General features: G+C 65.0%; 23 protein-coding genes. 11 read left to right on the top strand and 12 right to left on the bottom strand.

Translation table 11 applies throughout. The features are described 5' to 3' along the window. Positions 1–16 precede the first annotated feature (16 nt). The 4 genes from V6M50_RS09695 to V6M50_RS09710 all read right to left on the bottom strand — a co-directional run bounded on the left by V6M50_RS09695 (position 17) and on the right by V6M50_RS09710 (position 3978). On the bottom strand, positions 17–1189 hold the full coding sequence (locus V6M50_RS09695; protein WP_332818354.1) for a carboxynorspermidine decarboxylase: 1173 nt from the start codon (positions 1187–1189) through the stop codon (positions 17–19). A gap of 12 nt (positions 1190–1201) precedes the next feature. Then, complete coding sequence (locus V6M50_RS09700) at positions 1202–1555, bottom strand: DMT family protein (protein WP_332818355.1); 354 nt, start codon at positions 1553–1555, stop codon at positions 1202–1204. Beyond that, a complete protein-coding gene (locus V6M50_RS09705; protein ID WP_332818356.1) occupies positions 1552–2619 on the bottom strand; it encodes an alpha/beta fold hydrolase in 1068 nt (355 codons plus the stop codon). Before V6M50_RS09705 ends, V6M50_RS09700 begins: the two co-directional genes overlap by 4 nt. Positions 2620–2769: 150 nt before the next feature. Continuing rightward, on the bottom strand, positions 2770–3978 hold the full coding sequence (locus V6M50_RS09710; RefSeq protein WP_332818357.1) for a saccharopine dehydrogenase family protein: 1209 nt from the start codon (positions 3976–3978) through the stop codon (positions 2770–2772). Positions 3979–4044: 66 nt separating this feature from the next. Here V6M50_RS09710 and V6M50_RS09715 point away from each other — a divergent pair, with 66 nt between their 5' ends. The 4 genes from V6M50_RS09715 to V6M50_RS09730 all read left to right on the top strand — a co-directional run bounded on the left by V6M50_RS09715 (position 4045) and on the right by V6M50_RS09730 (position 7637). Then, positions 4045–5034 (top strand): threonine ammonia-lyase, encoded by a 990-nt coding sequence (locus V6M50_RS09715; protein WP_332818358.1) that lies wholly within the window; start codon positions 4045–4047, stop codon positions 5032–5034. A gap of 49 nt (positions 5035–5083) precedes the next feature. Further along, the gene (locus V6M50_RS09720; protein WP_332818359.1) at positions 5084–5530 is read left to right on the top strand and encodes a hypothetical protein; all 447 of its coding nucleotides are present in this window, start codon (positions 5084–5086) and stop codon (positions 5528–5530) included. 225 nt (positions 5531–5755) lie between these two features. Beyond that, positions 5756–6973 (top strand): DUF3419 family protein, encoded by a 1218-nt coding sequence (locus V6M50_RS09725; protein ID WP_332818360.1) that lies wholly within the window; start codon positions 5756–5758, stop codon positions 6971–6973. 4 nt (positions 6974–6977) lie between these two features. Further along, positions 6978–7637 (top strand): class I SAM-dependent methyltransferase, encoded by a 660-nt coding sequence (locus V6M50_RS09730; protein WP_332818361.1) that lies wholly within the window; start codon positions 6978–6980, stop codon positions 7635–7637. On the opposite strand, the gene V6M50_RS09735 is transcribed toward V6M50_RS09730, so the two are convergent. From V6M50_RS09735 to hemA, 3 genes are all read right to left on the bottom strand, one after another. Then, positions 7638–8897: a YceI family protein gene (locus tag V6M50_RS09735; RefSeq protein ID WP_332818362.1), complete on the bottom strand. Its 1260-nt coding sequence runs from the start codon at positions 8895–8897 to the stop codon at positions 7638–7640. Between the two features lie 75 nt (positions 8898–8972). Further along, positions 8973–9662 (bottom strand): nitroreductase, encoded by a 690-nt coding sequence (locus V6M50_RS09740; RefSeq protein WP_332818363.1) that lies wholly within the window; start codon positions 9660–9662, stop codon positions 8973–8975. Then, positions 9659–10873, bottom strand: a complete 1215-nt coding sequence (gene hemA / locus V6M50_RS09745) for a 5-aminolevulinate synthase (protein ID WP_332818364.1) — start codon at positions 10871–10873, stop codon at positions 9659–9661. The genes V6M50_RS09740 and hemA overlap by 4 nt, the downstream gene beginning before the upstream one ends. A 213-nt stretch (positions 10874–11086) precedes the next feature. Here hemA and V6M50_RS09750 point away from each other — a divergent pair, with 213 nt between their 5' ends. Then, entirely contained in the window at positions 11087–11614 is a 528-nt protein-coding gene (locus V6M50_RS09750; RefSeq protein ID WP_332818365.1) for a hypothetical protein, read from the top strand. Positions 11615–11621: 7 nt separating this feature from the next. On the opposite strand, the gene murI is transcribed toward V6M50_RS09750, so the two are convergent. After that, entirely contained in the window at positions 11622–12428 is an 807-nt protein-coding gene (murI, locus tag V6M50_RS09755) for a glutamate racemase (RefSeq protein ID WP_332818366.1), read from the bottom strand. A 233-nt stretch (positions 12429–12661) separates the two neighbouring features. Between murI and plsY the strand changes: the two genes are divergently transcribed. From plsY to V6M50_RS09785, 6 genes are all read left to right on the top strand, one after another. Beyond that, the gene (gene plsY / locus V6M50_RS09760) at positions 12662–13264 is read left to right on the top strand and encodes a glycerol-3-phosphate 1-O-acyltransferase PlsY (protein ID WP_332818367.1); all 603 of its coding nucleotides are present in this window, start codon (positions 12662–12664) and stop codon (positions 13262–13264) included. Further along, positions 13261–14346 (top strand): DNA-processing protein DprA, encoded by a 1086-nt coding sequence (gene dprA, locus V6M50_RS09765; RefSeq protein WP_332818368.1) that lies wholly within the window; start codon positions 13261–13263, stop codon positions 14344–14346. Before plsY ends, dprA begins: the two co-directional genes overlap by 4 nt. A 112-nt stretch (positions 14347–14458) precedes the next feature. Then, a complete protein-coding gene (locus tag V6M50_RS09770) occupies positions 14459–16066 on the top strand; it encodes a vWA domain-containing protein (RefSeq protein WP_332818369.1) in 1608 nt (535 codons plus the stop codon). 210 nt (positions 16067–16276) lie between these two features. Continuing rightward, positions 16277–16894, top strand: a complete 618-nt coding sequence (locus V6M50_RS09775) for a hypothetical protein (protein WP_332818370.1) — start codon at positions 16277–16279, stop codon at positions 16892–16894. Between the two features lie 66 nt (positions 16895–16960). After that, on the top strand, positions 16961–19510 hold the full coding sequence (gene topA / locus V6M50_RS09780) for a type I DNA topoisomerase (protein WP_332818371.1): 2550 nt from the start codon (positions 16961–16963) through the stop codon (positions 19508–19510). 179 nt (positions 19511–19689) lie between these two features. After that, positions 19690–20814 carry a lipase family protein gene (locus V6M50_RS09785; protein ID WP_332818372.1) on the top strand — a complete coding sequence of 375 codons (1125 nt, stop codon included), beginning with the start codon at positions 19690–19692 and terminating at the stop codon, positions 20812–20814. Here the strand turns inward: V6M50_RS09785 and V6M50_RS09790 are convergent. From V6M50_RS09790 to lepB, 4 genes are read right to left on the bottom strand one after another with little or no spacing between them, the layout of a single operon-like run. Then, positions 20811–21146 carry a hypothetical protein gene (locus V6M50_RS09790; protein WP_332818373.1) on the bottom strand — a complete coding sequence of 112 codons (336 nt, stop codon included), beginning with the start codon at positions 21144–21146 and terminating at the stop codon, positions 20811–20813. The genes V6M50_RS09785 and V6M50_RS09790 overlap by 4 nt on opposite strands. 10 nt (positions 21147–21156) lie before the next feature. Next, a complete protein-coding gene (era, locus tag V6M50_RS09795; protein WP_332818374.1) occupies positions 21157–22050 on the bottom strand; it encodes a GTPase Era in 894 nt (297 codons plus the stop codon). Next, positions 22047–22727 (bottom strand): ribonuclease III, encoded by a 681-nt coding sequence (gene rnc / locus V6M50_RS09800; protein WP_332818375.1) that lies wholly within the window; start codon positions 22725–22727, stop codon positions 22047–22049. The genes era and rnc overlap by 4 nt, the downstream gene beginning before the upstream one ends. Further along, the gene (lepB, locus tag V6M50_RS09805) at positions 22724–23542 is read right to left on the bottom strand and encodes a signal peptidase I (RefSeq protein WP_332818651.1); all 819 of its coding nucleotides are present in this window, start codon (positions 23540–23542) and stop codon (positions 22724–22726) included. Before lepB ends, rnc begins: the two co-directional genes overlap by 4 nt. Positions 23543–23779: the final 237 nt, after the last annotated feature.

A 23779-nucleotide genomic window follows, 5' to 3' on the forward strand; every position in this document is an offset into this window, starting at 1 on the left:
ACGAAAGATACCGGGTTCACCCCAGCCGCGTCTTGAAATCCTCGTAGCCGAATTCGCGGATCAGTTTCAGCGCATCGCTCTCGCTGTCCCACAGCCAGATCGACGGCAACGGCACGCCGTTGAAGGTGTTTGTCTTCACCATCGAATAATGCGCCTGGTCGAGGAAAGCGAAACGCTGGCCGATCCGCGCCCCGCCGGGCAGGCGGTAATCGCCGATGACATCGCCCGCGAGGCACGACGGTCCGCCAAGCCGCGTCGGCATGCCTTCGCTGCCCTCATCGAGCATCGCGGGCCGATAGGGCGCCTCGATCACGTCGGGCATGTGGCAGGTCGCCGAAATGTCGGTGATGCCGATCGGCATGCCATTGTCGAACAGGTCGAGCACTTCGCCGACGAGGATGCCGGCGTCGAGCGCGATCGCCTCGCCGGGTTCGATCATCACGTCGCAGTCGGTCGATGCACGAACCTGTTTCAGGAAGGCGATCAGATCGTCGACCTGGTAATCGGCGCGCGTCACATGGTGGCCGCCGCCGAAGTTGATCCATTTGAGCTGGCTGAAAAAGGGACGCAGCATCGGTTGCACCGCTTCCCATGTGCGCGCGAGCGGCGGAAAGTCCTGTTCGCAGAGGCTGTGCATATGGATGCCGTCGATCCCCTCCATATGCTCGGGGAGCAGCTGGGTGACCGGGAAGCCGAGGCGGCTGCACGGCGCGGCGGGGTCATATTTGGAGACCTCGCCCTCGCTGTGCATCGGGTTGATGCGCAGGCCGATGTCGAAGACCTCGCCCCCGGCGCGCAGTTCGTCGAGGAGCGGACGAAAGCGCGCAATCTGGCCGGGGGAATTGAAGATCAGATGGTCGGACAGCCGCGCAATCTCGGGCAGGTCGGCTTCCTTGTAGCCCGCGCAATAGGTCGCAACCTCACCGCCATATTCCTCGCGCCCGAGCTTCGCTTCGTAGAGGCCCGAAGCGCAGACCCCGTCGAGATATTCGGTGACGGTCGGTCCCAAAGGCCACATCGAGAAGGCCTTGAGCGCCGCGAGCACGCGCGCGCCCGACGCGTCGCCGATACGGCGGAGCACCGACAGGTTGGCGCGCACCTTCGCGGCATCGACGACGAAGGCGGGCGAGGGGACGCGGGTCAGGTCGAAGCGGGCAAAGGCTCCGGGGTCGCCGGCACGGGTTTCCATGTCGCTATATTCCTATGAGACCGCAATCGGCCCCTTGAAGATGAAAAAGGCCCCGGCGGCAATGAGTCCGAAACCGACGAGATGGTTGAGCGTCAGCTTCTCGCCCAGCCAGAAGACCGCGAAGCCCGCGAATATGATCAGCGTGATGACTTCCTGCAAGGTCTTGAGTTCGGCGGCGCTGTAAACGCCATAACCGATGCGGTTCGCGGGGATGACGAGGCAATATTCGAAAAAGGCGATGCCCCACGCGATCAGCACCGCGAGCCAGATCGGCCGCGATACCGCGCCAAGCTGTCCGTACCAGGCGAAGGTCATGAAGATGTTCGAGACGAACAGCAGCCCGATCGGCGCGAGATAGGCGGTCATTTTGTCTCTTTCGTCCTCGTCAGCGGCAGCACGTCGCGGAGCAGCGCGGCGAAGAAATGCCCCGGTTCCTCGACCATCGGCATATGCGCTGAATTTTCGAGCCAGATGAGTTTCTTTGACGGCGCCTTGACCTGTCCGAACCACTGGGCGGCCACCGGCGAAGGCACAGTATAATCATGCCGCCCGAGCAGGAAGACGATCGGCACGTCCATCGTCTTCACCTTGGTGAAGCTGACGTCGGCGAGGCGCGGCCAGAGTGTCGTCACCGAAAATTCGCTGCCCTTGCCCCACGCCTTGCGGTCGGCCTCGCTATATTCGGGCGACAGGCGCGGGGTCTGGAAATAGAGATTGAGGTCGGGCTTGTTATACATGAGCGAGCCGTAAGGGATCGCATATTTGCGCCAGCCGTCGGCTTTCGCGATGGTGAAATCGCCTTGTGGATAGGGCGCTAGCGCGTCGATTGCCGCGACGGCTTCAGTATTCCCTGCTGCGACCGCCTTGGCGCGGGTCCACGCCATACCGGCCTTTTCGCCTTCGCGAAAATCGATGCCCTGACCGACACCGACATAGGCGTAGAGCAGGTCGGAGCGTTTCACTGCGACCGACAGGCCGACGACCGAGCCCCAGCTGTGGCCCATCAGCACGATCTTGCGCTTGCCATAGCGCTTTTGCAGCAATTCGATCAGCTCGATCGCATCGTCGCGATAGCGCTCGACCGTCATCGTCGGCGCAAGCGTCGCGGGGTTGTTGAGCGGATAGGAGCGTCCCGCGCCGCGCTGGTCGTACTGAACGACGGTAAAGACGTCCTCCCACGATCGCTGGAACGCCCAGGCGAAGGGCATCTCGACCGCACCGGGCCCGCCGTGGACGAAAACGAGGATCGGGTTGTCCTTGTCCGAACCGCGGACATTGACGACTTGGCGCGCGCCGCCGAGCGTTGCCTCGAAGGTTTCCTGTACGCCGTTCGGGGTGACGATCTTGCCGATGTCGGCGACGATCGCGCGCGCTGGAGCGTAAGCGTCGCCGATTTGGGCCGCCGCGGGGGTGGTGAGGGCGGCAAGCATAGCAAGTGCTGCAAATCCCAACTTCATTTTAGCTACCTCGCGTCATTCCCGCGAAAGCGGGAACCCAGTTCCGACGTGGCTACTGGGTTGCGTGTCAGAGTCACGTGCCTCTGATCGCCTTTCGCGGGAATGACGAAAATGGAAAGCCGCTCAGAAATCCAGCGGCCCGTCCAATTCCTTCACCTGCCACGGCAGGCCATGCTGGTTGAGCATATCCATGAAGGGATCGGGGTCCATCTGTTCCATGTTGAACACGCCGTCACCCGACCACGTGCCGGTGACCATCATCGCGGCGCCGATCATCGCGGGGACGCCGGTGGTGTAGCTGACCGCCTGATTGCCCGTTTCGGCATAGGCGTCCTCATGGTCGCAGATGTTGTAGAGGTAGAGCGTCTTTTCCTTGCCGTCCCTGCCCAGGCCCGTGGCGATGACGCCGATGTTGGTCTTGCCCTTGGTCGTTTCGCCGAGGCTCGACGGTTCGGGCAGAACGGCCTTCAGGAACTGGAGCGGGACGATCTCGCGGCCCTCGTAAATGACGGGATCGATGCGTGTCATGCCGACATTCTGGAGGACGGTGAGGTGCGTGATATAGGCCTCGCCGAAGGTCATCCAGAAACGGATGCGCTGGATCTCGGGCAGGTGCGTCTTCAGGCTTTCGATCTCCTCATGATACATGAGGTACATCGTCTTCGGGCCGACGGCTTCGAAATCGAACTGCTGTTTGACCGACATCGGCGGGGTTTCGACCCAGTCGCCATTTTCCCAGTGGCGCGCAACCGCGGTCACTTCGCGGATGTTGATCTCGGGATTGAAGTTGGTCGCGAAATGCTGGCCGTGATCGCCCCCGTTGCAATCGAGAATATCGAGCGTATCGATGCGGTCGAAATGATGCTTCCTGAGCCAGGTCGTGAAGACGCTCGTCACGCCGGGGTCGAAGCCCGAACCGAGCAGCGCCATCAGCCCCGCATCCTTGAAGCGGCCCTGATATGCCCACTGCCAGTGATATTCGAACTTCGCCTCGTCGCGCGGTTCGTAATTCGCGGTGTCGAGGTAATGCGCGCCGGTCGACAGGCACGCCTCCATGATCGTCAGGTCCTGATAGGGGAGCGCGAGGTTCACGACGTGCGTCGCGCCGATCGAGCGGATCAGCGCCGCGGTCGCGTCGATATGGTCGGCGTCGACCTCGGCGGTCTCGATCGTGACGCCGGTGCGTTCTTTCACCGATTCGGCGATCGCGTCGCACTTGAACTTGCGGCGGCTGGCCAGCGTGATGCTAGGGAAAATGTCGGGGTTCATCGCCATCTTGTGCACCGCGACCGAACCGACGCCGCCTGCGCCGATCACCAGAACCTTGCTCATTGAAAAATCTCCTGTCGCGACCCTTATGCCGCTTGTGATCTATGCCGCGCCCTATAGGACGAAGCCATGACACAGCAAAGCCCCGATCCCCTGCTCGATCCGGCGCGCGCGCCATCCCTCGCCGGTGTCGAACGCGCGGCGGCAAAAGTCGCTGCATTGCTTCCGCAGACACCGCTTTTGCCGCTCGAAGTCGATGGCGCTACCATATGGTGCAAGGCCGAATGCCTGCAGCCGGTCGGCGCTTTCAAGATTCGTGGCGCATGGCACCGGCTGACCGACCTCACGCCCGAGCAGGCGGCCGCCGGGGTCGTCGGCGTATCGAGCGGCAACCACGCCCAGGGCGTCGCCTGGGCGGCAAAGCGGCTGGGCATCCCCGCGACGATCGTGATGCCCAGCAACGCGCCGCAGATGAAGCTCGCCGCGACGCGCGCGCTGGGGGCCGAGGTCGTGCTCTACGACCGTGTGACCGAATCGCGCGATGCGGTGGCGGCGAAGCTACTCGACGAGCGCGGCGGGACGCTGGTGCATGCCTATGGCGATCCGTGGATCATCGAAGGACAGGGCAGCGCCGGGATTGAAGCGCATGCTCAGCTCGCCGCGCGCGGGATTGCCGGTCCGGACAAGATTATCGCCTGCTGCGGCGGCGGGGGCCTCTCGGCGGGACTCGCGCTCGCTTGTCCTTATGCCGAGGTCATCGCGGTCGAGCCCGAAGGCTGGGACGATGTGACGCGTTCGCTCGAAGCTGGCGAGATACTGCCGGTCGAGGATCTGTCCTATCCGACCGAATGCGATGCGCTGCAGACGCCGCAGACCTGGCCGATCAATTTCGCGGTGCTGCAGGCGCGCGGGGTACGCGGGGTTGTGGTGACGCGCGAGGAGGTGCGCCATGCGATGCGCGTGGTGTTCGAAAAACTGCATCTCATCGTCGAACCGGGCGGCGCGGCGGCGCTTGCCGCGGTGCTCGCGGGCAAGGTCGAGCCGGGCGAGGCAACGCTGGTCACCCTGTCGGGCGGCAACGTCGACCCGAAGCATTATGCAGAGATACTGGCGGGATAAGCGGAAACTTATCCGCGCGCGTGCGTTTGGACGGGAAAGGAGAAGCAAGATGCAAAAGAGCTTTCTGATCGGCGCTGCGGCGCTGGTGTTGCTGAGCGGGTGCGAGAAGGCCGAAGCGCCGGCGCCCGCGCCAACCGATACGACGACGACCGAAGTTCCCGACGAAACCGTTCCCTCCGAACCGACCGCGGCCGAAGACCCGGCCACCGCGCCGCACCGCTTTGCGAGCTGGGCGGGCAAATGGACGGGGGTCGAGGGTATGTTTGTTACGATCACCGCTGCCGAACCGGGCAAATACAAGCTCGAGATGCAGTCGGACCTCGACACCAAGGGAACGTACGACGGCAACGACACCGAGCATGGCATCCAGTTCAAGCGCGGGACCGAAGAACTGAGCCTGCGCCGCGGCAACGGCGACGAAACGGGCCTCAAATATCTGGCCGGCAAGAAGGAATGCCTGATCGTCAAGACTGGCGAGGGCTATTGCCGGGATTAGGCTCACCACTCTGGTCGTCACCCCGGCGAAGGCCGGGGTCTCACCGGAGCCACAGAGCGCAACGGCGAGATCCCGGCCTTCGCCGGGATGACGGCCATGGAAGGTTCGAATCGGCGGCGTATCTTTTCGCCCATGTCGCCGATTTGTCATCGAACCGGCACGGAAATCGCATGAAAGCCTGCCATGCGCGGCCTCGGATCAACATAATCCGGGGAACCCATTCGCATGGCCAGCCAACCCAACCGCAAGATCGCCGCTGCCGTCGTCCGCGAGGATGGCGCGCGTAAACAGCGCCTGCTTGATCGCGCTTTTTCTTTCGCTTTCAAGGGGCTGGTCTATGCCCAGATCTGGGAGGATCCGGTCGTCGACATGGAGGCGCTGGCGATCGAGCCAGGCAACCGAATCGCGACGATCGCCAGCGGCGGTTGCAATGTCTTTTCCTATCTTGTCGCCGACCCGGCCGAAATCGTCGCGGTCGACCTCAACACCGCGCATGTCGCGCTGAACAATCTCAAGCGCGTCGCGATCCAGCGGCTGCCCGATCATGGCAGCCTGCATCGCTTTTTCGCCGACGCCGACAACAGCGCCAATATCGCCGACTATCGCGCCTTCGTCCGCCCGCAACTCGACGAGACGAGCCGGCGCTATTGGGAAGGCCGCGATCTCGTCGGGCGCCGCCGCATCAACGGCTTCGCGCACGGGCTCTACAAGCGCGGACTGCTCGGCAGCTTCATCGGGCTCGCACATCTGGTCGCGCGGATGCACCGCATCGATCCGCGCCAGTTCCTTGCCGCCAAGACGATCGAGGAACAGCGCGCGATCTTCGAGGAGAAATTCGCGCCTTTCTTTGACCGCAAGTTCATCCGCTGGATCACCGACCAGCGCTCGTCGCTGTTCGGGCTGGGCATTCCGCCGGCGCAATATGACGCACTGGCGGACGGGAAGCCGATGGCTGATGTCCTACGCGGCCGCTTGGAAAAGCTGACCTGCGACTTCGCGCTCGAGGATAATTATTTCGCCTGGCAGGCCTTTGGGCGCGGCTATGGAAAGGGTGCTGCGGCGTCGCTGCCGCCCTATTTGCAAGCGGCCCATTACGACGCCGTCCGCGCGCGCGCCGGGCGGGTGACGATGCTGCACGCCAACATGACCGACATGCTCGCCGCAGCGGGGGCCGCGAGCTTCGATCGCTATATCTTCCTCGATGCGCAGGACTGGATGAGCGACGCGCAGCTCGCGGCGCTGTGGAGCGAGGTCACGCGCACCGCGCGGCCCGGCGCGCGCGTTTTGTTCCGCACCGCTGCCGAACCGAGCCTGCTGCCGGGGCGACTTCCCGACGACCTGTTGCAACGGTGGGACTATCGCGCCGCCGAATCGCTTGCATTTACGCGGCGCGACCGGTCGGCCATCTATGGCGGGGTCCATCTCTATATCCTGAAAGACTGATGCCATGACCGGGGGGGAGGGGCATGCCGCGCGCATGGACGGCGTTTATCGGGGTCAGCGTCATATCTATGACCTGACGCGCAAATATTATCTGCTCGGGCGCGACCGGCTGATCGACGAACTGATGCCGCCGGTTGGCGGGCATGTGCTGGAAATCGGCTGCGGCACCGGACGCAACCTGATCGCCGCGGCGCGCTGCTGGCCCGGGGCCCATTTCCATGGCATCGATATTTCGGAGGAGATGCTGAAGACGGCGCGTGCGTCGATCGCGCGCGCCGGGCTGTCCCGAAGGGTGAGTGTCGCGCTGGGCGATGCGGCGGGTTTCGATCCGCAGGCCTTGTTCCGTATCGCCAGCTTCGACCGCATCTTTCAAAGCTACACGCTGTCGATGATCCCCGATTGGCAGGGCGCGATCCGCGAAGCAGTGCGCCATCTGTCGGCCTATGGATCGCTCCACATCGTCGATTTCGGGCAGCAGGAGGAGATGCCCGAGTGGTTCCGCGCGGCGCTGTTTGGCTGGCTGGCGCGCTTTCATGTAGCACCGCGCGCCTTGTTGATCGAAGCCGCGCGCGAGGTCGCGAACGATGCCGGCGCACGGCTTGCCGTGACGCGCCTCCATCGCGGCTATGCGTGGGCGCTCCGGCTCGACAGGCGCCCGCGCTAATCAGGACGCCGGGCGCGTCGCGGTGAAGGAAAAAGCGATGTCTACGCTGGCCGCGATCGCGTCGGTTGCCGCCCATTCGCCCTGGCCAACGCCGAAGGCGGTGCGGTCGATACGTGCGGTACCGGCGACGCGTGCCCGGTCACCGTCGATGCGCAGCGTGAAACGCACCGTCGCCGGTTTGCCGACGCCGCGCAGATCGAGCGTGCCGCGCGCTTCATAGCGATCCCCGCCGAGGTGGCGGACGTCGCGCGCGGTAAAGACCGCGCTGGGATGCGCACCGGTGTCGAAGAAATCGCTGCCCTTCAGCGAATCGTCGCGCTGGCCATCGCCGGTGTCTGCCGAAGCAAGGTCGACCGTGACGCGGATCTGCGACCTGGCGAGTTCGTCGGGGCTGAAGCGAATCGCCGCGCGCCAGCGGTCGAAGCGGCCGTTGACCGCTTCGCCGTTCCAGCGTGCGGTGAAGCCGAGGCGTCCACCGGAGGCGACGGTCCAGTCGGCGAGCGGCTGGCCCGTGTCGGCCGGTGCGGCATCGGGTGTCTCGGCGGTGGCCGATTCATCTTCCTTGGTCGCGGAAGCCGCAGGGGGGGCGGGTGTTGCGAGGGCGGGGACGGGCAGCGCCGTGCTATTCCTGACGGCGGTCCGTTCGGCGTCCGGATAGACCATCCCGCCCGCGAGAAATGCGGCGAGGACGAGCGCCAGCGCGCCGATCGCTGCACCGGCTGCTTTGCCACGCGCGAAGGGGATCATCCGCTGGAGTTCGGGTTTTCCAAGCAGCCACTGATGGCGAAGCGCGCCCGCGATATGAAGTGCGAACAGGCCGATCGCAAGCCACGCCATCGCGCCGTGGATCGTCTCGGCCGGCTCGTGCAATCCGCGGCCGACGGGCAGGTGGGGCCAGGGGATGAGTCCGTATAGCACGGTCGGGACCTGTATCCGTGCGGTCGACACGACCAGCCACCCCGTGATGGGACCAAGGATCATCACCGCATAGAAAAGCCAATGGACGACGCTCGCGAGCGTGCGCGTCCATACCGGGCCGTCGGACGCGGGCGGGCGTTGCGCGAACAGGCGAATAGCAAGGCGTCCAAGGCTGAGCAGCAGGATCGTGATGCCGATCGACTTGTGCAGTTGATAGCGCGCGAAGAGTTCGGGGCTGTTATTGCCTTCGAGCGCCCAGCCAAGCGCAATCTGGAAAGCCAGCAGCAGCGCGATGAGCCAGTGAAGCGTGATGGCGGTATAGCTATAACGCTGTGTTGGCATGACAATCTTTCGTGATCGGGGGTGTCGGATTCGCGGTCACCCTATCCGCTCGCCTCGATCTTGTCGAAGGGTGCGCTAACCGTCGAACCCGATGAAGCGTACCGCCTCTTCGACGCTCTTGCGGTTCGACACCACCGCATTGGCCGGAAAATCCGCATCGGGCCAACCCATCGCGACGCAGATCATGATAACCTGATCGTCGGGAATGTGCGCATGTTCGCGCACGACGGGGCTTTGCATGATGCCCTGGCTGTTGATGACGCAGCCGAGCCCGCGCGACCAGGCGGCATTGACCAGCGCGTTGGTCACGGCGCCGCAGTCGAAGGGGGCGATGTCGCTGCCGAGCAATACGCGGTCGTAGGTGACAACGATGCTCACCGGCGCGTCGAACTGGCGAAAGCCGCGCAGAACCCAGTCCTGCCGCGCGTCCTTGTCGCCGCGTTCGATCCCCATCGCGCCGAACAACTGCTTGGCAATTTCGATCTGACGGCCGCGATGCGCGTCGGCGATGCCGTCGAAGCGGCGGAACTCGCGGCTGTCGGGCTGACCCGCCAAGATGCCGTCGGTGTTGCCCCGACGGATCGCATCGAGCGGCGCGCCGGTGACGACCGAGAAATTCCAGCATTGATTGTTGAACGACGACGGCGCGCGCATCGCCATCGCGATCACCTCGGCGACCAGCGCTTTCGGGACGGGCTTGTCGAGGAAGCCACGGATCGAGCGGCGCCCGACCACAATCTCGTCATAGCCGGGCAGGTTTGTCACGCCGCCTTGCGCAGCTCCAGCCGGTCCCAGATTTCCGCGAGCGCAGACGTCAGTTCGCGCATCATCGCCTCGTCATGCGCCGGGCCCGGCGTAAAGCGCAGGCGTTCGGTGCCGCGCGGGACAGTCGGGAAATTGATCGGCTGCACATAGACGCCATATTCGGCGAGCAGGATGTCGCTGATCTTCTTGGCGCGCACCGGGTCGCCGACCATCAGCGGGACGATGTGCGTCGTCGAATCCATCACCGGCAGGCCGGCGTCGCGGAAGCATTGCTTGAGGTAAGCGGCGGCCTGTTGCTGCGCGTCGCGCTCGACGCTCGATGCTTTCAGGTGACGCACGCTGGCAAGCACGCCAGCGACGAGCACCGGCGACAGGCTGGTCGTGAAGATGAAGCCCGGCGCATAGCTGCGGATCACGTCGATGATATTCTTGTCGGCGGCGATATAGCCGCCCATCACGCCGAACGCCTTGCCCAGCGTGCCTTCGATGATGGTGATGCGATCGGCGGCTTCGTCGCGGTCCGAAATACCGCCGCCGCGCGGGCCGTACATGCCGACGGCATGGACTTCGTCGCAATAGGTGAGCGCGTTATATTTTTCGGCGAGGTCGCAGATCGCGTGGATCGGGGCGACGTCGCCGTCCATCGAATAGACGCTTTCGAACGCGATCAGCTTAGCCGCGTCGGGATCGTCGGCGGCGAGCAGTTCCTCGAGATGGTCGAGGTCGTTGTGGCGCCACACGCGCTTTTCGCAGCCCGAGTTGCGGATGCCCGCAATCATCGACGCGTGGTTGAGTTCGTCCGAATAGATGATGCAGTTCGGCAGCAGCTTGCCGAGTGTGCCGAGTGTTGCCTCGTTCGAGATATAGCCCGAGGTGAAGAGCAGCGCGCCGTCCTTGCCATGCAGGTCGGCTAGTTCGGCCTCGAGGTCGATATGATAATGGGTGTTGCCGCCGATGTTGCGCGTGCCGCCCGAACCGGCGCCGACGTCGTGCAGCGCCTCTTCCATCGCCTCGACGACCTTGGGATGCTGGCCCATCGCGAGATAGTCGTTCGAGCACCAGACCGTGATCGGCTTCGGCCCGTTGTGGCCGGCAAAGCAGCGCGCATTGGGAAAGGAGCCCCGGTTGCGCAGGATGTCGATGAAGACGCGGTAGCGCCCTTCTTCGTGCAGCCGGTCGATGGCCCGGGCGAAAATATCGTTATAGTTCACGTATCAGCCCCGCAGTCAGGTGCCAGTCCAGGTCTTTGGCCGCTCCCTCCGGCGGCTATTAACACGCGGGCCAATAACGCCGAATCTGGCTGAAATCCAGTGCGAACGATTCGCAAGTTACGGCCTCGATCACTGTGATCGATCGCACGTGTCCGTTGACGGATCGCGGCTATCGTGAAACCGGAAAAGCAGATTGAAAAGGAGTCGGGTTCTATGCGTTTCATAATGGTCGCCATCCTTTCGGTCGCTGCGTTGGGCTGCGGCGTGTCGGCCACGAAACCCGCGCCCGTCGCTGAGCCGTTCACCGGCAAATGGATGCGTTGCGAAACCTGGCAAGGCGCGGAAATTTGCGAATATAAACAGCTGGTCCAGCGCGGAAACCGCGTGTGCGGCGTCCAGCGCTATTTTGCGACCAACGCCTATTACGAACAGCGGTTCGTCGGCACCGCCAAGGCGAATGTGGCGCGCATCGAGAAGATTTGCGGCGATCCGGGATCGGAGACCGATACCTATTGTACAGGCCGGGCGCCGTCCGATGCCGAAAAGGTCGGTTGGGAAGCTTCGAACGAAAAGCTGGCCCTTTGCAACGGGCGTCTACACGGAGCGAGCGAGGGGGATGCGCCCGGTTGCGGCGCGGTAAGCCGCGCAGCGGGCTTGCCTAAGGCAAAATCGCTGAAGGGCGATGGCCCCGGACCCGAGGATCTCGCCTGGCTGAAATCCTGTGCCGGCGGCGCCGAATGAGGGTTCGTCAGATCGTTTCGATCCGGTTGATGCCATAGGGCGTCAGCGTTGCCAAAGGCGGAGGCGGGCGTTCGGCGCTGCGTGTGAACACGGCGATGCCCGGCGTGGCCGCTGCGGGCCAAGCCTGGCCTTCGGTTAGCACGGCGACGCGGCGCGCGATGCCGCTCGCGCCGTCGATCAGCTGGACGCCGGGGCCGGCGGCCGCCTGTAACTCGGCCTGGAGCAGCGGGAAATGAGTGCAGGCGAGGACGATGACGTCCATCGCGTTGCCCCCCGGCTGGTCGCGAAGGCCCGCGATCGCGCGCGCAATTGTCGCGGGATCGATTTCCTCGCCGCGCAGCTTGGCCTCGGCGCCGGTGACCAGGCCGGGGCTGCCGTGGCGCAGGACGGTCTTGCCGGCCGCAAATCTGGCGCTGAGATCGTCGACATAGGGCTGGCGTACCGTTGCCTCGGTGCCGAGCACCCCGATCACACCGCTTTTGCTGAGTTCGGCGGCGGGCTTGATCGCGGGCACGGTGCCGACGATCGGTAGGTCGAGCGCGGCGCGGACATGCGCGAGCGCGATCGTCGAGGCGGTGTTGCACGCGATGACCGCGAGGCGCGGCTGGTATCGCTCGACGAGGCGGCCGAGCAGCGCGGGGACGCGCGCCGCGAGTTCAGCTTCGCTTTTTTGCCCGTAAGGCAGACCAGCATAATCGGCGGCATAGACGATCGGCGCGGTCGGCAACAGCGCATGCGTCGGGCCGAGTACGGTAAGCCCGCCGAGACCGCTGTCGAAAAAGAGGATGGGCGCGTCGGGGGAGGGAGCGTGCATGTATATCGCCTAGCAGGCAGTTGAATGTCGCTCAATCACCTGCCGTCGCCTCCGCGAAGGCGGGGGCCGCTGGCAACCTTACACCACGCCGACAACGGCCCCCGCCTTCGCGGGGGCGACGCTTCCATTACTTCCCGTTGATGTTCGTCCGTTTTGGCAGCCAACACCATCGAATCCGTTGATTGCATCGTCCAACATCGCCACACTGGCGCCGAACGGAGCGGGGAGTGCCCATGACGATATTTTTGTTGATCGCTGCCGGCTACCTGCTCGGTTCGATCCCTTTTGGCATCATCCTGACGCGCCTGTTCGGCGCGGGCGACCTGCGCCAGATCGGGTCGGGCAACATTGGCGCGACCAATGTGCTGCGCACCGGGCGCAAGGGGCTGGCGGCGACGACGCTGATCCTCGACGGGGCGAAGGGCGCGGCGGCGGTGCTGCTCGCGCGGCATTTCGTGCCCGAGTTCGGTGATCACGGCGCGATGATCGCGGGCGCCGCGGCGATGATTGGCCATTGTTATCCCGTCTGGCTGAATTTCCGCGGCGGCAAGGGGGTCGCAACGCTGCTCGGGCTCGCGCTCGCGCTCGCCTGGCCGATCGGGCTGGTATTCGCGGCCGTGTGGGTCGGAACCGTGCTACTGCTGCGTATTTCGTCGCTCGGCGGGATGCTCGGCGCGGTTTCGGCGCCCGTCGCGGCGCTGGCGTTTGGCCATTCCGTCTATGCCGTCGGGCTCGCCGGTCTGGCGGTGATCGTGCTGTGGCGGCACCGCGAAAATATCGCGCGGCTGCGTGCCGGGACCGAGCCGCGCGTGGGCGGAAAGAAAGAGCCGGCGTGACGCACGCCGAACGGCTGGCACGGCTGCGGCTGATCCGCACGCCGCATGTCGGGCCGGTGAGCTGGCACCAGCTGATGCAGCGGTTCGGATCGGGCGAAGCCGCGCTCGATGTCTTGCCCGACCTCGTGCTGCGCGGCGGGGCGGGGAGGACCCGTGTCGCTTCCGCCGAGATCGCCGAACGCGAGTTCGACCGCGCCGCCGCGCTGGGCGCGCGCCACATCTTCAGCGACGAGGATGAGTATTCGCCGTTGCTGCGCGAGGTCGAGGGCGCGCCGCCCGTCGTCGTCGTGCGCGGCGACGCCGCGATGCTGCGCCGTCCGTGCGTCGCGATTGTCGGCGCGCGTAACGCTTCGGCGATTGCCTGCCGTTTCGCGCGCCAGCTCGCCGCCGACCTCGCCGCGCGCGATGTGACCGTGGTGAGCGGGCTCGCACGCGGGGTCGACACCGCGGCGCATATCGGCGCGCTCGGTGGGTCGACGGTTGGAGTGATCGCGAGCGGGATCGACATCGCCTTCCCGCCCGAAAATGCCGCGCTACAGGAAAAGATCGCGAGCGACCAGTTGCTGATCGCCGAACAGCCGCCGGGCACCGAGCCGCTCGCGCGTCATTTCCCTTCGCGCAACCGGATCATCGCGGGGCTTGCGCACGGGACGGTGGTGATCGAGGCGGCGCCGCGCTCGGGGTCGCTCATCACCGCACGCCGCGCCGGCGATTATGGGCGCGAGGTGATGGCGGTGCCGGGTTCACCGCTCGACCCGCGCGCGCAGGGGTGCAATTTGCTGATCCGCGAGGGCGCGACGCTGATCCAGACGATCGACGATGTGCTGGAGGCGGTCGGCCCGATCGACGCGCGGATGGTTCGCGAGCCGGCGCCGCGCTATGCCGCGCCCTCCGCAGGAATGGACGCGCGCGACGGCGACCGGCGCGCCCTGATCGACCTGCTCGGTCCGACGCCGGTCGCGGTCGACGAGCTGGTGCGCCAGTCGGGGCAGGCCGCGGCGACGGTGCAGCTCGTGCTGCTCGAACTCGAGCTGGCGGGCCGGGTCGAACGCCACGCGGGGGCAAAGATTTCGCTCGTGTGATCGCTCGCACAACATTCTGACTGCCGGCGATCTAACACTTCGTCGCGGTTCAGCCACGGTTCAGCGGCTGACCCGCAGGTTGATGATATTGTATCACATGGCGGGGAGTTCGATGATGCGAAGCCGGTTTCTGACAGGTGTCACGATGTTCGCGGTGCTGGCTTCTGCCCCCGCGCCGATCCCGCTCGCCATGGCGCAGGCCCGGACCACACCGGGACAGGGCTTTTGCCGGACCGCCGATCCGCTGCCGCGTCTCGACCCCGAGGTTCAGCCGCATCAGCAACAGACCAGCGGCGGCGTGAAGACGAAAGGCGGCAGCAAGCGTGACCGCGATCTCGCGATGACCGCCGAGCCCGTTCCGCCACCGCCTCCACCGCCTCCACCGCCGCCGTCCTATGTCGATGGGAGCGAAGCGTCGGAAGTGATCGTGACCGGGTCACGTGTTTCCGCCCCCGCGCTGGAATCGACGAGTTCCATAACGACGATCAGCGCAGACGACGCCGGCGCCGAACGGTCGGCCGCGCCCCCCGTGCCCGGTTCGTCGATGGATTCGCGCCTGCCGCCGCCGCGCCCCTATCCGCGCCCGCAACCGCAACCCCAATCGGGCATCTTGACCGCGGGTGAGCATGACGACCTGCTCAACCCCGAACTTTATGCCGCCTATGTGAACCGTAGCGGCGACCTGGGGCAGGAAGTTCGCAACTTGCCGCGAGTCGATACGACGCGCGTCGTGACGGTGAAGGTCAATGATCGCAGCGGGCAGCCGATCCCCTTTGCCGACGTCACCGTGACATGCAGCGACGGTAACAGCATCACGATGGCGACGCAGGCCGATGGCAGCGCGGTCTTCTTCCCCGGCCTCGACCGGCTGAGCGAACGGATCACCGTTTCGGTGCGGAAGGCGGGGCGCACGATCGCCGATGCGCGGCCGGTCCTCGTCGCCAACGCAGCGGGTGGGCAATTGGTCGGCCTGACCGCGAATCAGGCCGCGACGAAGGTCACGAAGCTCGACCTGATGCTCGTCGTCGATACGACAGGCAGCATGGGCGACGAGATCAATTATCTTCAGGCCGAGCTGCGATCGATCATCAGCGCGATCACCGCGAAGCATCGCGACCTCGATATCCGCATCGGCTTCGTCTTCTACCGCGATCTCGGCGACGATTATGTCACACGGACGGTCGCCTTCGACCGCGACGTCGGGCGCATCCAGGGCGCGCTTGCGCGGCAGGAAGCGAATGGCGGCGGCGACTATCCCGAGGCGATGGACCAGGCGATGATCCGCGCGGTCGGGCAGGCATGGCGCCCCGACGCAGTGAAGTCGCTGTTGCTGGTCGCCGACGCGCCGCCGCACGACGACAAGGTCGGGCGCACATGGGCGGCCGCGGAAGCCGCGCGCGCCAAGCGTATCCATATCACCCCGGTCGCCGCATCGGGCGTTGCCGACAAGGCCGAATATGCAATGCGGGCGATGGCGGCGGCAACCCAGTCGCGCTACCTGTTCCTGACCGACGACAGCGGCGTCGGCAATTCGCACGCGCCGCCGGCGATCGACTGCTACCTCGTCACCCGGCTCGACGCGCTGGTCCGCCGCGTGATCGACACCCAGATCAGCGGCCGCCGGATCGAGCCCGACGATCAGGAGATCATTCGCAGCGTCGGCAAATATGACGCCGGCAAGTGCATCCTGCCCGCCGACTTCAAATGGCAAAACGGATAGGGCGGAAATGGGCCGGCGCGCGCCCCGCAGTTGATCGATGCGGGGCATGCGCTGCTCGCCTCGTGGGTCTTTCCATCTGCACTGCCAATCCCTCTTGACGGGACGGCGCCCCGCCCGCCACCTTCGCGCGCTACGGGGCAAGCGGGGAATTGTCGATACATGCCATATGATGCGAGCTTGCTCGTTCCAACCTTGCGGCGCACATGGGATATGGCTGCCGCGATGCCGGGTGCGGTTCTGGTCGCGTGGCTTGCGATGACAGTCGCCGGCGTCGCGTCGGACGTCGCCATCGAACGCGTGGGGGGCAGTGGAAGCGGAATCCTGATCGTCTATGGCCTCGCCATCACCTTCATCCAGGTCTGGATAACGCGCGAAGCCCTGAAGCAGGCGGGGGTCGCCGCCGCCATGTCGATGACCAATGCGCTCAGCGTCTATCTGCAGGGCCTTCTTGTCGGGCTCGGCATATTGCTCGGTCTCGCGTTGCTCGTCCTGCCCGGGCTGTATGTTTTCGCTCGCTGGTATCTGGCATCCGCCTTGCTGGTCCGCGACGAGGGCGGTCGGCGAGCGGCGATGCGGCACAGTTGGGATATGCTGGCGGTGCATTGGCCGGCAGCGCTCGGCGTCGGACTGATCCTTTTCCTGCTGTCGGTCGCGCCGTTGGCGCTCGAGTTCGTGGTGCCTGCGCTGGCGGCGGAATATGCGTTCGGCTGGCTGGTCGCGACAAATATGGTGTCCGCCATCGGCATCGTCGGTGGATATCTTGCCGCGGTGGCCCTGCTATTGAATATCGAATCCCCCGCATCGACATTGCAGGAAATTTTCGGTTGACGCGGCGCCCGACGGCGCCACCCTCACGCGTACGTACGTAAGGGACAGTTAGGACTAAGGTTTTTCATGCAGTTGGTAATTGTGGAATCGCCCGCGAAGGCGAAGACGATCGAGAAATATCTGGGGCGCGATTTCAAGGTGCTGGCGTCGTACGGCCATGTCCGCGACCTGCCGCCGAAGGACGGCTCGGTCGATCCCGACGACGGCTTTGCGATGCAGTGGCTGCTCTACCCCGACAAAGCGAAGCGGATGAAGGAAATTCAGGACGCGGCGAAGACCGCCGACCGATTGATCCTCGCGACCGACCCCGATCGCGAGGGTGAGGCGATCAGCTGGCACGTGCAGGAATTGCTGCGCAGCAAGAAGGCGCTGCCCGCCGAGGTCGACCGCGTCACCTTCAACGCGATCACCAAGGATGCGGTGCTCACCGCGATGGCGAACCCGCGCGCGCTCGACGACGATCTGATCGACGCCTATCGCGCCCGCCGCGCGCTCGACTATCTCGTCGGCTTCACCCTGTCGCCGGTGTTGTGGCGCAAGCTGCCCGGCGCTAAATCGGCGGGCCGCGTGCAGTCGGTTTCATTGCGTCTCGTGGTCGAGCGCGAGCGCGAGATCGAGGCCTTTGTTGCGCAGCAATATTGGTCGGTCACCGGCCTCTTTGAAATGTCGGGAACGCCGTTTCGGGCAAGGCTCGCGCGCTGGCGCGGCGACAAGATCGAGCGGCTGACGATCACCAACGAAGCCGACGCGCGCGCCGCCGAAGCCGATGTGAAGGCGGGGCATTTCACCGTCGACCTGGTCGAGACCAAGCCGCTCACCCGCAACCCGCCGCCGCCGTTCACGACGTCGACACTGCAACAGGAGGCGGCGCGCAAGCTCGGCTTCTCGGCCAGCCATACGATGCGGATCGCGCAGGGCCTTTATGAGGATGGAGCGATCACCTACATGCGTACCGACGGCGTCCAGATGGACGGCAGCGCGATCAGCGCCGCCCGGAAAGCCATCGCGACGCGCTATGACGGCGGCTATGTCCCCGACCAGCCGCGGCAGTATCAGACCAAGGCAAAGAATGCGCAGGAAGCGCATGAGGCGATCCGTCCGACCGACTTTTCGAAGGACAAGGCCGGCGGCGGCGACCATGCGCGGCTTTACGAGCTGATCTGGAAACGCGCGATGGCGAGCCAGATGGCATCGGCGCGGCTCGAACGCACGAGCATCGACCTGGCCGACGGCACCGGCAAGACGATGCTGCGCGCAACGGGGCAGGTGATCAAATTCCCCGGCTTCCTCGCGCTTTATGACGAAGGCCGCGACGACAGCGAGGATGAGGACGCGCGCCTGCTGCCAGCGATGGCCAAGGGCGACGCGCCCGCGAAAACCGGGATCGAAGTCGAAAAGCACGAGACCCAGCCGCCGCCGCGCTATTCGGAAGCGAGCCTCGTCAAGAAGATGGAAGAGCTCGGCATCGGGCGTCCGTCGACCTATGCCTCGATCCTCCAGGTGCTGAAGGATCGCGCTTATGTGACGGTCGAAAAGAACCGCTTCATCCCCGAGGAAAGCGGGCGGCTGCTGACGGCGTTCCTCGAGCGCTTCTTCGAACGCTATGTCGGGTATGATTTTACCGCGGGGCTCGAGGAAGAGCTCGACGACGTCTCGGGCGGCCGCGCACAGTGGCAGGCGGTGCTCGACCGCTTCTGGCGCGATTTCAAGCCGCGCACCGGCGAGGTGATGGAGCAGAAGCCGTCGGAGATCACTGCGGCGCTCGACGAATTTCTCGGCCCCTATCTCTTCCCCGACAAGGGCGACGGCACCGACCCGCGCCTCTGCCCCAATTGCGGCACCGGCAAGCTGGCGCTGCGCGGCGGCAAGTTCGGGCCGTTCATCGCGTGCAGCAATTATCCCGACTGCAAGTTCACGCGCAAATTCGCGCAGCCGGGCGGCAACGACGGCGCCGACACCGGCCCCGAGACCATGGGCAATGACCCCGACAGCGGGCTGGAAGTGACGAAGCGCAGCGGGCGCTTCGGTCCCTATATCCAGCTTGGCGACGGCAAGGAGGCGAAACGCTCGTCGATTCCGAAGGATATTCCCGGCGAGGATTTTGATCTCGATTATGCGCTCCGGCTGCTCAGCCTGCCGCGCGAGGTCGGGACACATCCCGAAAGCGGCAATGTCATCATGGCGGGGCTCGGGCGTTATGGCCCGTACCTGCTCCACGACGGAAAATATGCGAAGCTGGCGGGCACCGCCGAAATCTTCGACATCGGCATGAACGCCGCGGTCGTCCGCATCGCCGAGGCGGCGAATGGCGGCGGGCGCGGGCGGACCAAGGCCGAACCGCTCAACACTTTTGGCCCGCATCCGACGAGCGGCGGCGAGATGAAGCTGATGGAGGGGCGCTTTGGTCCCTATGTGACCGACGGTACGACCAACGCGACATTGCCCAAAAGCGCCGATCCGGCGACCTTGACCCTCGAAGAAGCGATCGCGCTGATCGACGCGCGCGCGGCGAAGGGGCCGGCCAAGGGCAAGAAGAAGGCGGCGCCGAAGAAGGCTGCGGTCAAGAAAGCGCCTGCGAAAAAGAAGGCGCCGGCCAAGAAGAAAGCCGCCGAGTAGCAGCACCTCCTCTCATTGCCTCGTCATTCCCGCGAAAGCGGGAACCCAGTTTCCGATGCGCAACGGTTGCTCGCTGGGTTCCCGCTTTCGCGGGAATGGCGAGGTTTGAGGTGACGTTACAGCCGGCGTTCCCGCAACCGCGAACCCGTGTTAGGGTGCCGCATCCGGGAGACATGTCCATGCGCCACCTGCTTGCCGCCGTCCTGCTCGCCATATTGTCCGCATTTTCGTTGCCGGCTTCCGCACAGCAGTCGCGATACCTGATCTCGGCCGATCCGATCGCCGATACCCCGCCCGGCGTGCAGGCGTGGCGCGTGCAATATTGGACCACCAACGGGAACGGCGCGCGCTTCGCAGTCACCGGCATCGTCGCCGCGCCGCGCGAAGCGATCCCGCCGCGCCCGCGCCGCGTGATCGTCTGGACCCACGGCGCATGGGGCGTAGCCGAGAAATGCGCGCCGTCGCTCAGCCCGAAATTCTTCGCCGCGACCGCTGGGATTGACGCGGTGCGCAGTGGTTATGTCGTCGTCGCGCCCGATTATATCGGCCTCGCCAACCCGACGATGCACCCGTTCCTCGTCGGCGCCGACACCGCGCAGTCGGTACTCGACGGCGTGCGCGCCGCGCGCGAGATTCCGGGGGCCGCGGCGGGCAGCCGCTTTGCCGTGTGGGGCGAATCGCAGGGCGGCCATGCCGCGCTGTGGACCGCGATTTCGGCGCGCTCTTACGCCCCCGACCTGACGCTTATCGGCACCGCGGCTGCCGCGCCGCCGACCGACCTCGCCGCCAATCTTCGCGAAGGCAGCGACAAGAATGCGCGTGCGCTATTGCTATCCTTCACACTGCATAGCTGGTCGACGCTTTATGGCTTTTCGCTCGATCCCATCGTCAACCGCACGAACCAGGGCATCGTCCGCCGGCTGGCGCAGAACAATTGCGTGAATTTCGACAAGAAGCCGAAGCTCGGCACGATCCTCGGCATCCTGACCATCGTCCGCGCGACGAAGAACAAGGATATTGCGAGGATCGAGCCGTTCGGAAGCTTTGCCCGCGCCAACAGCATCGATGCGGCCCGCGTTCCGGGGCCGCTGCTGATCGCGCAGAGCAGCAACGACACGATCGTCGCCCCCGCGGTGACGCGCAAATTCGCCAAGGCCGTCTGCCGGCGCGGGACGCAGCTACGCTGGATCGATATGACCGGCGATCACGGCGCGAGCGCGCGCGAAAGTGCCCAGGAAACGATCGGCTGGATCACCTCGCGCTTCGACGGCAACCCGCCGCCGAACGATTGCCGGCGGATTTAATCCGCGCAGGCGGCGACGGCAGGACGGAAGCTTCTACCAACAATATTGTCGCGCCGTATCAGTCTGATTTTCGACCCTGTCCGGCAGTTGGTGAGGGATGGAAGCGACGTAGAGATCTGGCCGCCATTATCGAGGCGTACGATCGCGCGGACATCCAATTGCTTTGTACCGATTTTTTCGATGCGAACCACGGTGCCGTTAACAAGATGGTCTTCGCCGGTTGTCGCGAACTTGCCACCGAGAAGAATCAGCAAAATTACGGCGCCTCCAAGAAGGTAGGCCTTCCATTGACGCATGCGATCCGCTGGCGTGTCGAAAGGGTCGAAGGTCACGATTGTCCTCTCAATCGACCCAGTCGAGCCCCATGTCGCGATAGACGCCGCGGTCCTCGTCCCAGTTCGCCTTGACCTTCACATGCAGGAACAGATGGACGTTGCGCCCCAAGAGTTCGGTCAGTTCGGCGCGGGCCTTGCTGCCGATCTCCTTGATCCGCTCGCCCTTGTGGCCGAGGATGATCGCGCGCTGATTGTCGCGCGCGACGAGGATCTGCTGGTGGATTTCGGCGCTGCCGTCCTTACGCGTCGTGAATTTCTCGGTCTCGACGGTCGACTGGTACGGCAGCTCCTCGTGGAGCTGGCGATAAAGCTGCTCGCGCGTGATTTCGGCGGCGAGCATGCGTTCGGGCGCGTCGCTGACTTCGTCCTCGGGAAAATGCCAATGACCTTCGGGCATCAGCGCCGCCAGCGTCGCTTTCAGTTCGGGAACCCCGTCGCCGGTGCTCGCCGAGATGAAGAAGGTTTCGTCGAACGCGACGCGCTCGTTGAGCTGCGTCGCGATCGTCAGCAGCTTGTCCTTCTTGGTCAGGTCGACCTTGTTGAGGACAAGGAATTTCTTCTCGGGCCGCCCCTCGATCCCCTGCAACACGCGTTCGGCGCGCTCGCCGAGCTTGGCCGCGGCGTCGATCATCACGAGTATCGCCTCGGCCTGGTCGAGGCTGTTCCACGCGGCGGCGACCATCGCACGGTCGAGGCGGCGGGTGGGGGCGAAGATGCCGGGCGTGTCGATCAGCACGATTTGCGTTTCGCCGTCCATCGCGACGCCCATGAGCCGCGTGCGCGTCGTCTGCGCCTTGGGGCTGACGATCGCGACCTTCTGGCCGACGAGCGCGTTGACGATCGTCGATTTGCCCGCGTTGGGCGCGCCGACGACGGCGACAAATCCGCAGCGGTGAGTCATTCAGTTTGTCCTTCGAGTTCGGCGAGCAAGGCCGCCGCCGCGGCCTTTTCGGCCGCCTGTTTGCTGGTGCCTTCGGCCTCGGCGCGCGCAAGCTTGCCGATGCTCACCGCAACGCGGAAGCGCGGCGAGTGGTCGGGACCTTCGCGCGCGACGATTTCATATTCGGGCGGGCGGCGCTTGCGGGCAAGCGCCCATTCCTGAAGCGCCGCCTTCGGATGCTTGGGCGCTTCCTGCTGCCCGTCGATCATATCACCCCAGTGGGTGAGGATGAAGGTGCGCGCGGCGTCGATACCCCGATCGAGATAGAGCGCGCCGATCAGCGCCTCGATCGCGTCGGCGGCGATATTGTCGCTGTAGCGCCCGCCGTCGCTTCGTGCCTGTGCCCCGAAACGAACGAGGTCGGTGAGGTTCAGCCGCTGCGCGATCGCCGCGCAGGTCGCGCCCGACGCGAGCACGTGCAGTCGCGACGACATCTCGCCCTCGCTGGCCGTCGGAAAGCGCGTGTAGAGTTCGGACGCGATGACGAGCCCGAGCACACGGTCGCCAAGGAACTCGAGCCGCTGATAATCGGCGCGCCCGGTGCTGCCGTGCGTCAACGCCAGATCATAGACCTTCAGGTCGCCCGGGGCGCAGCCGATGATCTCGGCGAGCGCCCCGGTGTTAAGTGGATCGTTCAAAAACCGTCCCCGATGCGGCTCCAGCGCGCGGCGGTGAACCAGCTGATCGGGTTGAGCCAGCTCGCCGACCCGTCGGTCGAGAACATGCCGACCAGCGCGTGGCCAACGAGGTTTTCCTCGGGGACAAGGCCGATACCCTGATTCTCCATCGCGGGGAAGCGGCTGTCGGCGCTGCGGTCGCGGTTGTCGCCCATCAGGAACAGATGCCCTTCGGGCACGACGACGAGTGGCGTGTTGTCTTCGGGAATGTTCGTGATGTCGAGGATTGCATAGCTTTTGCCGCTCGGCAGCGTCTCGCGATACTGCTTGTAGCGGCACTGGCGTTGGCCGTCGGCGGAGACTTCCTCGAATTCCGTCGAATAGCAGGGCAGGGTGCCCATCGTGCGTGATGCCTCGATCATGTTCGGCGTTACCGGGATCACGAAATCGGCGATCGCCTCGCGCTTCAGCGGCTTGCCGTTCAGCCAGACGGCGCCTTCTTTCACCTGCACGCTGTCACCGGGCAGGCCGATGACGCGCTTGATATAATCATTGTCGGCGACGGGCGGCGCCTTGAACACGACGACGTCGCCGCGTTCGGGGGTTCGCGCGAAAATGCGCCCCGGGATCAGCGGGACGCTGAACGGCAGGCTGTATTTCGAATAGCCATAGGCCATCTTGTTCACGAGCAGATAGTCGCCGATCAGCAGCCGCGGCTGCATCGATTCCGATGGAATGTTGAAGGGCGACAGGAAAAAGCTGCGGAAAATCAGCACCGCGATCGCGAGCAGGACGAGGAAGCGCACGGTGTCGACCGCCTCTTCCTTGGCGGACACCGGCGCCGGGGTGGGGCCGGACGGCTTCGGTCCGATCGGGGGCTCGGTCGGGGGCGTCACATCGGCAGTAAAGCTGGCATTGGTCATGCCGCGGCATTGGCGATGAATAGGTTGCCACGTCAAGCAAATATCGGTGGACGACACTGGCGCGATGAAGGCGCCGCGCCTATGAAAACGACGATCATTTGCATCCGTTCGTGTCGAGCGCCGTCGAGATGCCCATCGGCAGCATCTGCC

Source organism: Sphingopyxis sp., assembly GCF_036675685.1.
In the GTDB taxonomy this organism is placed as follows: Bacteria; Pseudomonadota; Alphaproteobacteria; order Sphingomonadales; family Sphingomonadaceae; genus Sphingopyxis.

Coding starts and splice junctions, on each gene's coding strand:
- plsY (WP_332818367.1), top strand. CDS start 12,662: ATGACGATATTTTTGTTGATCGCTGCCGGCTACCTGCTCGGTTCGATC.
- V6M50_RS09710 (WP_332818357.1), bottom strand. CDS start 3,978: ATGAGCAAGGTTCTGGTGATCGGCGCAGGCGGCGTCGGTTCGGTCGCG.
- V6M50_RS09730 (WP_332818361.1), top strand. CDS start 6,978: ATGACCGGGGGGGAGGGGCATGCCGCGCGCATGGACGGCGTTTATCGG.
- V6M50_RS09735 (WP_332818362.1), bottom strand. CDS start 8,897: ATGCCAACACAGCGTTATAGCTATACCGCCATCACGCTTCACTGGCTC.
- era (WP_332818374.1), bottom strand. CDS start 22,050: ATGACTCACCGCTGCGGATTTGTCGCCGTCGTCGGCGCGCCCAACGCG.
- V6M50_RS09695 (WP_332818354.1), bottom strand. CDS start 1,189: ATGGAAACCCGTGCCGGCGACCCCGGAGCCTTTGCCCGCTTCGACCTG.
- V6M50_RS09725 (WP_332818360.1), top strand. CDS start 5,756: ATGGCCAGCCAACCCAACCGCAAGATCGCCGCTGCCGTCGTCCGCGAG.
- V6M50_RS09750 (WP_332818365.1), top strand. CDS start 11,087: ATGCGTTTCATAATGGTCGCCATCCTTTCGGTCGCTGCGTTGGGCTGC.
- topA (WP_332818371.1), top strand. CDS start 16,961: ATGCAGTTGGTAATTGTGGAATCGCCCGCGAAGGCGAAGACGATCGAG.
- V6M50_RS09705 (WP_332818356.1), bottom strand. CDS start 2,619: ATGCTTGCCGCCCTCACCACCCCCGCGGCGGCCCAAATCGGCGACGCT.
- V6M50_RS09720 (WP_332818359.1), top strand. CDS start 5,084: ATGCAAAAGAGCTTTCTGATCGGCGCTGCGGCGCTGGTGTTGCTGAGC.
- V6M50_RS09700 (WP_332818355.1), bottom strand. CDS start 1,555: ATGACCGCCTATCTCGCGCCGATCGGGCTGCTGTTCGTCTCGAACATC.
- V6M50_RS09785 (WP_332818372.1), top strand. CDS start 19,690: ATGCGCCACCTGCTTGCCGCCGTCCTGCTCGCCATATTGTCCGCATTT.
- murI (WP_332818366.1), bottom strand. CDS start 12,428: ATGCACGCTCCCTCCCCCGACGCGCCCATCCTCTTTTTCGACAGCGGT.
- V6M50_RS09715 (WP_332818358.1), top strand. CDS start 4,045: ATGACACAGCAAAGCCCCGATCCCCTGCTCGATCCGGCGCGCGCGCCA.
- V6M50_RS09770 (WP_332818369.1), top strand. CDS start 14,459: ATGATGCGAAGCCGGTTTCTGACAGGTGTCACGATGTTCGCGGTGCTG.
- V6M50_RS09775 (WP_332818370.1), top strand. CDS start 16,277: ATGGCTGCCGCGATGCCGGGTGCGGTTCTGGTCGCGTGGCTTGCGATG.